Annotated in this window: 9 protein-coding genes; 7 read left to right on the forward strand and 2 right to left on the reverse strand. The window is 64.8% G+C overall.

What is annotated here, in order from left to right; genetic code table 11:
• Positions 1–119 precede the first annotated feature (119 nt).
• Positions 120–335, reverse strand: coding sequence for a hypothetical protein (locus tag RJ05_RS19660; RefSeq protein WP_036539192.1), 216 nt, complete (start codon positions 333–335; stop codon positions 120–122).
• A 410-nt stretch (positions 336–745) separates the two neighbouring features.
• Between RJ05_RS19660 and lpqS the strand changes: the two genes are divergently transcribed.
• From lpqS to RJ05_RS31020, 4 genes are all read left to right on the forward strand, one after another.
• On the forward strand, positions 746–1,114 hold the full coding sequence (gene lpqS, locus RJ05_RS33110) for a putative copper homeostasis (lipo)protein LpqS (protein ID WP_483244216.1): 369 nt from the start codon (positions 746–748) through the stop codon (positions 1,112–1,114).
• Positions 1,115–1,220: 106 nt separating this feature from the next.
• A complete protein-coding gene (locus tag RJ05_RS19670; RefSeq protein ID WP_014352242.1) occupies positions 1,221–2,348 on the forward strand; it encodes a PLP-dependent cysteine synthase family protein in 1,128 nt (375 codons plus the stop codon).
• Positions 2,345–3,712 carry an MFS transporter gene (locus RJ05_RS19675; protein ID WP_014352241.1) on the forward strand — a complete coding sequence of 456 codons (1,368 nt, stop codon included), beginning with the start codon at positions 2,345–2,347 and terminating at the stop codon, positions 3,710–3,712. Before RJ05_RS19670 ends, RJ05_RS19675 begins: the two co-directional genes overlap by 4 nt.
• A gap of 177 nt (positions 3,713–3,889) precedes the next feature.
• Positions 3,890–4,306 carry a cupredoxin domain-containing protein gene (locus RJ05_RS31020; RefSeq protein ID WP_048833557.1) on the forward strand — a complete coding sequence of 139 codons (417 nt, stop codon included), beginning with the start codon at positions 3,890–3,892 and terminating at the stop codon, positions 4,304–4,306.
• Positions 4,307–4,383: 77 nt separating this feature from the next.
• Here the strand turns inward: RJ05_RS31020 and RJ05_RS19685 are convergent, their stop codons facing one another.
• Entirely contained in the window at positions 4,384–5,763 is a 1,380-nt protein-coding gene (locus RJ05_RS19685; RefSeq protein ID WP_014352240.1) for an MFS transporter, read from the reverse strand.
• A 455-nt stretch (positions 5,764–6,218) separates the two neighbouring features.
• Here RJ05_RS19685 and RJ05_RS32425 point away from each other — a divergent pair, with 455 nt between their 5' ends.
• From RJ05_RS32425 to RJ05_RS19700, 3 genes are all read left to right on the forward strand, one after another.
• Complete coding sequence (locus RJ05_RS32425; protein ID WP_231855969.1) at positions 6,219–6,683, forward strand: rhodanese-like domain-containing protein; 465 nt, start codon at positions 6,219–6,221, stop codon at positions 6,681–6,683.
• 337 nt (positions 6,684–7,020) lie between these two features.
• Entirely contained in the window at positions 7,021–7,230 is a 210-nt protein-coding gene (locus RJ05_RS19695; RefSeq protein ID WP_036539195.1) for a heavy-metal-associated domain-containing protein, read from the forward strand.
• Positions 7,231–7,405: 175 nt separating this feature from the next.
• Positions 7,406–7,750, forward strand: a 345-nt coding sequence (locus tag RJ05_RS19700) for a cation transporter (protein WP_036539196.1), incomplete at its 3' end; no start/stop codon positions are given.

Raw genomic sequence — 7,750 nt, forward strand, 5'->3', positions numbered from 1 at the left:
TGTCGCTTCGATGGGACGGGGCGAACCAACGGCTGCCGCGCACCCGTTGTGTCTCGATGTGTCGACGATTCTCGGAACCGCAGAGAGCGCCGCTGCGTCCCAAAGTATCCGATCTTCTACTAAATGAAATAGTAGATTACTATCTTGTCGCGGTGTTCAAGCGTCAGCTTGCGCAGCAAGCCGACCGGAGAACGGCCGCTGATGCGTCGAAGGGCGGATTCTTCCGAATTCGGCGTGGCCAGCCATCGGTATGTATGCGGCGTGTCGGTCTCGATCCGCGCTCGACCGACGGTGGTGCCGTCGCCGATCCGGCCTGTGGTCGTGGATCTGGTCACAAGTCAGAGAAATTACGCACTCAGGCAGTAGATTGTTGCGCGAATGTTATCGCGACTGGAGCGCGTCGATAACCTCCCGAGGTAGGTCGACCGCACTTGACTTGATACCCCACAGGGGTATGCTGATCGGCAAGTTGGGACGGACTATCGATCCTACTGAAAACGGTTGGCGGCCCAGCGATTCGGCGGATGGAGGTGTGATGCGTCAAGCACCGAGCATGTATGTACATAGCGCCGGCGGTGACGCGACCCACATGCCCTCGCCGCCGCAGAAGAGGCAATGGGCTGACCGCCAGTTCACTGCGTGGTCCTACCGGGTGGCCGGCGAGTCGGTTGCTAGAGTCCAAGCCACTGTGAACCCCATCGGTTGGCTACGGCGGAGCAGCTCCCTGCTGGTGCTGCTGATCGCAATGCTGCTGATCGCGCCGCTGGTCGATTGCGGGTTTCTCGAAGATGACGCACATGCGGATACTTCGATCGCGCTTGCCGTCGATGCTGACCATCACGCAGTCCACGGACAAGATCACCAGGTTCTCGCCGACATCGACGATCACTGCGGGCCGCACGTCGCGCATTGCATCATGAAGTCGCTGCCATCGGCCGGAGCGCCACCAACTCTGTCCCTGCACCTGCTGGGCTTGATGATGATAGCGGCCGTCGTCGCCTTTCCAGCCGCGTTGTCGGTTGCCGGCGGCGGTGTGCGCGGTCCACCCGGCAACCACGCGCCCGCCGGATATGGGCGGGATGTTCTGACTCGATTCTGTATCGCCCGACGCTGACAGGTCAGCGGCAGGCCGGCGTCGTTGTGCCGCCCGGCTGGAGTTTGCTGCCCCTTCATCGTTCGCGCCGCCTGAATGGCGGTTTCTGATACAGGAAGCGACAGTCATGAACCACATCATGTTCGATGCTCGCGCCGAAGGCCCGGCCGGGTTGAACGGTGCACCAGGCCCGGCCCGGCGACCCCAGGGCCTTGTCGGCAACACCCCGGTGCTGTGGGTCGGCGCTCCGCTGGCCCCGGCCGGTCGTGGGTTCTGGGCCAAGCTCGAAGGAGCCAACCCCGGCGGTATGAAGGATCGTCCAGCGCTGCACATGGTGCAGCGGGCCGAGGAACGAGGAGATCTCGCACCCGGAGCGCCGATCATCGAATCCACCAGCGGAACCTTGGGCTTGGGTTTGGCCCTCGCCGGAATGGTTCACCGCCACCCGGTCACCGTGGTGACCGACCCGGGTTTGGAACCGATCGTTTCGCAGCTGCTCGCGGCCTACGGCGCACGAGTCGATCTGGTCACCGAACCTCACCCGACGGGCGGTTGGCAGCAAGCGCGGCGTGATCGCGTCACAGAGCTGCTGGAACGTGACCCCACGGCATGGAGCCCCGACCAATACAACAATCCCGACAATGTCGATGGATATGAATCGTTGGCGATCGAGCTGGTGGAACAGCTCGGTAAAGTCGACGTGTTGGTATGCGCGGTCGGAACGGGCGGTCACTCTGCGGGGGTGTCACGGGTGCTGCGCAGATTCAACCCCGACCTGAAGTTGATCGGTGTGGATACCGTGGCGTCCACGATCTTCGGCCAACCGGCCGGCCCCCGCCTGATGCGTGGCCTCGGCTCCAGCATCTTCCCATCCAATGTCGATTATCCGGCGTTCGACGAGGTGCACTGGGTGGCGCCGTCGGAGGCGGTGTGGGCCGCTCGAACGCTCGCGGCGACCCACCATGCGTCCGGTGGATGGAGCGTCGGCGCGGTAGGGCTGGTCGCGGGATGGGCGGCCCGCACCTTCGGTGCGGACACTACGATCGCGGCGGTGTTCCCGGATGGCCCCCAACGCTACTTCGACACCATCTATAACGACCGCTACCTCGCCGAACACGGGTTGCTCGATGTCGCACCGCCGATTGAACCGGATACGATCGCCCATCCCGGCGAGCGTGTGGTGACCTCATGGACCCGCTCCGAGAACGTTGTCGACCCCAAGACCATGGCTACGGCCGGGAAGGCGGCCTCATGACGGTGATCCGGCAATTCCGCAGCTTCGATCTCGCCGCCCGGTTGCTGATGATCAACCAGTTCGGCATCAACCTGGGCTTCTACATGTTGATGCCGTACCTGGCCGGATATTTGGCCGGACCGCTCGGCCTGGCCGCGTGGGCGGTCGGGCTGGTGCTCGGGGTACGCAACTTCTCCCAGCAAGGCATGTTTCTGGTGGGCGGTACGCTCGCCGACCGGCTCGGATACAAGCCGTTGATCGTGATGGGCTGTCTGTTGCGCACCGGTGGATTCGCGCTCCTGGTATTCGCCACATCGTTGCCGGGGTTGCTGATTGCCTCGGCGGCCACCGGCTTCGCTGGGGCGCTGTTCAACCCGGCTGTGCGCGCGTACTTGGCGGCCGACACCGGTGAGCGCCGCGTGGAGGCATTCGCGGTCTTCAATATCTTCTATCAGGCGGGGATCCTGGCCGGCCCATTGGTCGGGCTGGCATTGATGGCTGTCGACTTCCAGGTGACAGCGGGTGCTGCGGCGGTCGTGTTCGCCGCATTGACGGTCGCGCAGCTGTTCGCGCTTCCGGCGCGGCGCGCGGCCGAGCCCTCGGAGCGAACCTCGGTGCTCGACGATTGGCGCACCGTGGTCGCAAACCGCCGATTCGTGTGGTTCGCGGTGGCGATGATCGGGTCATATGTGTTGTCGTTCCAGGTCTATCTCGCGCTGCCGTTGCAGGCCGAATTCATCGCGGGCGATCGATCGCAGGCGCTGGTATCGGCGGTGTTCGTGGTGTCCGGGGTGGTGGCGGTGGTCGGCCAACTGCGTATCACCGCATGGTTCAAAGCGCGCTGGGGGCCCGGCCGCAGCCTTGTCGTCGGTATGGGGATTCTGGCCGCGGCCTTCATGCCTCTGTTGGTCATCCCGGGCCCGGATCAGTTCGGCACCATCGCTGCCGTCGCCGCGCTCTTGATGTCGGCTGCGGTGTTGGCGGTGGGCACGGCGGCGGTATTCCCGTTCGAGATGGACACCGTCGTGTCGCTGTCCGGCGGAAAACTGGTAGCCACTCACTACGGCTTCTACAACACTGTGGTCGGCGTCGGGATCCTGGCCGGGAACCTCGCGGCCGGAGCGGTCGTGGGCGCCGCGCGCGATGCCGGGGCCGACTGGGCGGTGTGGCTGGGGCTGGGGCTGATCGGTGTCGTCGCGGCATTCGCGCTGCATCGACTCGACCGGGCCGCGCATGCCACCTCGCCGCCGGAACCTGTGGCGATGGCAATGCAGGACGAGCAGGCACGTGCGGGCTCGCAGGCTGCGGCCGACCGGGACGATCCACGAGACGACAACGGCTCGAGCCAGTGGTCGTCCGCAGCGATCGGACGGCAGAGGCACTGAACACGATCGCGCCGGGCACATCGGCGCCCGGAGGACCGATGACTCACCGGCGCCCGATCCGCGCAGCCGAGTACTGCAGTTCGGTGACAGTCGCTCGATGGTGTGTTGACCAGGCGTAGCCTTCGAGATGCTTGGGAATCGAATTACTGCTGCCTTCCGTATCTCGAGGAGGTTGCGATGAAATCCACCGGGGACAATGGGACAACTCGGATAGTCGCCGTCGCCGCCGCGACCGCTTTGGCGACGGTGTTGGTCGCATGTGGGGCAGAGGATGGTTCCGCCGTCGATTACGGGGTATCGCCGACCGCGGTTAACCCGGCACGGGTGACGGTCGAGGAAACCGAGTTCTCGATCGCTTTGTCCAGTGCGGCTCTGTCGCCGGGTACATACACGTTCGTAGTGCAGAACAACGGCAATTCGACACATGACCTGGTGATCGAAGGCCCCGGCGTGAACTCCGCTCGGAGCGAGACCGTCGATGGTGGCGAGACCACCGAGCTCACCGTCGCCCTTCAGCCCGGCACATACGAGCTCTGGTGCTCAGTGGGCAGCCACCGTGAATTCGGTATGAGCACGATGCTCATGGTGAGCTGATCATGATCTGCAACTTCGGGTAGTTCACGAGCAGTGAGGGCGGGCTCACGCCCGCCCTCACTGCAGTTAGAAAAACTTCAGGCCGCTGCCATGGCGGTTACCGTTTGCCGTTCGGTGCGGGCCGGCCAGTGCCGGTGGTCCGCGTCGATCACATACGCATGGGTGTGCTGGTAGAAACGGTCGTCCACGCGAATGGCGTCGGCGAGCCGGTCCATCGGGATGGTGCCGATCTCGTGCAGGTGCGTGATCTCCTCTGGGTCCCTACGAGGCCATGCCCGCGTGGCCACGGTAACTCCCACGCCTGCGAGTACTGCCAGCGTCACCCAGGTCATGGTGAAGCCGGCGGCGGTGGTCAGCCATCCGGCGATCGGATAGGTGAGCAGCCACGCCAGGTGTGACAGCGAGAACTGGGCCGCGAAGAGCGCGGGACGGTCGGCGGGCTGCGACGATCGCCGCAGGACCTGTCCAGTCGGCGTCAAGATCGCCGCGGTTCCCGATCCAATGATTGCCCACACTGCGATCGCGACGCCCCAACGCCAGTCGCCACCGCCTGCGGTCGAGAGCGCGATTCCCGAGATCAGTCCGAGGACGAGCGTGGCAGCACCAGCGAGCATCACCGGCCGCGCGCCGACACGATCGAGGACCCGGGGCAAACCGAGCGCGACGAGCATTGTGCCGAACCCGTTGGCGGCCAGCAATATCGCGACTCCGGACTGTGTCCCGCCGAGCGTGTCGCGCACATAGTTCACGGTATTGACCATGATCACCGAACCCGCGGCGGCAACGACGAGGTTCAGCCCGAGGAGGCCACGCAGCCGGGGTGTCGCGGCGAAGATACGCATGCCCAGAGTGATCCGTTCCCGGAAGGAGTCTTCGGAAGTGGCGGCCGCGTCCGGGATGCGGGTGAGGACGACCAGGGCTGCGGATACCGCGAAGCCGATTGCGGTACCCACGAACAGCCAGTGGAAGCTCATGACCGTCAGCGCGGCCGCGGCGAGCATCGGACTGAGCAGGGTCTCCATCGTGGCGGCCAACTGCGTCGCCGAGAGGGCACGGGTGTAGTCGCGCTCATCGGGAAGGATATCGGGGATGACGGCCTGGTAGGTGGGAGTGTAGGCGGCGGAGGCCGTTTGGAGAATGGCGATCAGGACGTAGATCTGCCAGATCTGGTCGACGAACGGCAGCGCCAGGACGATGGCGGCACGAACAAGGTGCAGCGACGTCAGGAATGCTCGGCGTGGAAATCGGTGGGCGTAGGCGCCGACGATCGGTGCGACGGTGACGTAGACGACCATTTTGATGGTCAGCGCGGTGCCGAGCACGGCGGCCGCGTCACCGCCGGCGAGTTCGTAGGCGAGCAATCCCAGAGCGACGGTGGTCAAGCCGGTGCCGAACAAGCCCGACACTTGAGCAATGAAGAGACGGAGGTAGTCACGGTGGGCGAACAGGGTGGACATCGGAACTCTTCCTCGAGTTGTTGTGAGTGGCGGGTCACGGGTGCGTCGACAGTGGCATTCACACACGACGGAACTCCTCGCTGGGAAAGTGGCGAGCTAGCGGAACATGCGCTCGATCAGCGAATTTCGTTGTTCGAACGGTGGTCGGGCCGATGTCCCGGTGGCTGAATCGCGGAACGGGTGGTTGTTCCCGACGGCATGCACGGCGCAAGGAAGGCCGGGGGCGGGCATGGGTGGCGCCATCGCCGGTCTTCGCGGATCTTGTTTCCCTCACGCCGTCGAGCATATACCCCCATGGGGTATATGGCAACTTGATGCTGGGCGGCATCTCGCTGGTGTGCACGGCCGGCTCAGCGCCGGCGCCGGGGCGGAAAGTTCGAGCTGGTGTGGTGCCTATTGACCGCGGTCAGGTCTGCCTGATTCGACCGGCTCGATTTGCGCACTACAGTGGGGGAGTGGGCATCGTCGGATTGGTGCGAGGGTGGCAGGTGCTGCTTCTCATCTGTCTTCTGGCTGTCGAGCTCACGGCGTGCTGGAGTGGTGGTGAACCGGATTTGGCATCACCCTCCACGACTGTCCGAGCTGAATCGAGCCGACTGCTGCCGCCCGCCGAATTCGCTGCGGCCATGGCCGAGCCTGCGCGGGTGACGATCAACGTTCACGTGCCCTTCGAGGGGTATCTGGACGGTACGGATCGGATGATTCCGTACAACGAGATCAGCTCGCAGGCAGCGCAATTGCCCGCCGACCGGGCGACGCCGCTGGCCATCTATTGCCTGAGCGGACGCATGAGCGTCGATGCGATGCAAGCGCTCGTTGCGCTCGGATACACGGATGTGGTCGATTTGCGAGGGGGTATGCAGGCGTGGCAGGCGGACGGCCGACCTGTATTGCTGACCCTGCCTACCGGTGTGAAGTAAACGGCTACGACCCCGTGTCGTCCTCGCAGCTTTCAGGCGGGCCGGCCGGGCCGTGCCTTCCGCGCCCTCTCGGTCCTGATCCGAACTCGGGATAGTTCCACAACTGGGTGACGCACGGCTGCCGTAGCCCCAGAGGTGCGTTCGAAGCAAGTTGTGCGCTGGCGAAACGGCTGACGGCAGCTTCTCGGGCGCTGCGGTCATTGCCTGGCGGGCCCAATGTCACGCCGTTGGCGGCGGGATCCTTTGAGTGTTCCTGTGTGGCAGCGCCCAATTGACAATATACCCTACGGGGGTATAGTTAGAACCGGAGTTGTCGTCGACATCGAAGGTGAGACGAATGAGCAACACCATCACTGTGACCGTCAGGGGGATGACCTGCGGCCATTGCGCTTCATCGGTCCGTGAAGAGGTCGGCAGGATCGACGGAGTCACGAGCGTCGCGGTCGATCTCGCCAGCGGGCTAGTGACAATCGACAGCGCAGCACCGGTTGAGCCTGACGCAATCGCCGCAGCTGTGGACGAGGCCGGCTACGAACTGGCCGACTGATCGGACCGGGGCTTCTCGACCGGCCGGAATCGATTGTCAGCCCCGTCCGCGGATGCCCCTCGCGGCCCCGTCACAGGCCGTCGAGCCGATGCGCCGATGTCACTGACCCGGCCCCCGACCCCACCGACCCCGCACCGAGCGACAATTGCCTAGCACCAGAGAAACGGAGCGACCCATGACCACCGCGACACAACCACCCGCCACCGGGCAGGTCGAATTGGTGATCGGTGGCATGACCTGCGCGTCCTGCGCCAACCGCATCGAGAAGAAGCTGAACAAGCTCGACGGCGTGACCGCGACGGTGAACTACGCGACCGAGAAGGCCCGCGTCGATTTCACCGGCGACATCTCCCCCGATGAGCTGATCGCCACCGTCGAACAGGCCGGCTACACCGCCGCCCTGCCCGCGCCGAAGGTCGAGACGGCCGCCGCCGAACCGGTCGAGGAGGATCCCACCGCCTCGCTGCGGACCCGGCTGCTGGTCTCGCTGGTGCTGACCGTGCCGGTGATCGCCATGGCG

The sequence above is a fragment of the Nocardia cyriacigeorgica NBRC 100375 genome, assembly GCF_000308555.1.
Taxonomy (GTDB): domain Bacteria; phylum Actinomycetota; class Actinomycetes; order Mycobacteriales; family Mycobacteriaceae; genus Nocardia; species Nocardia cyriacigeorgica.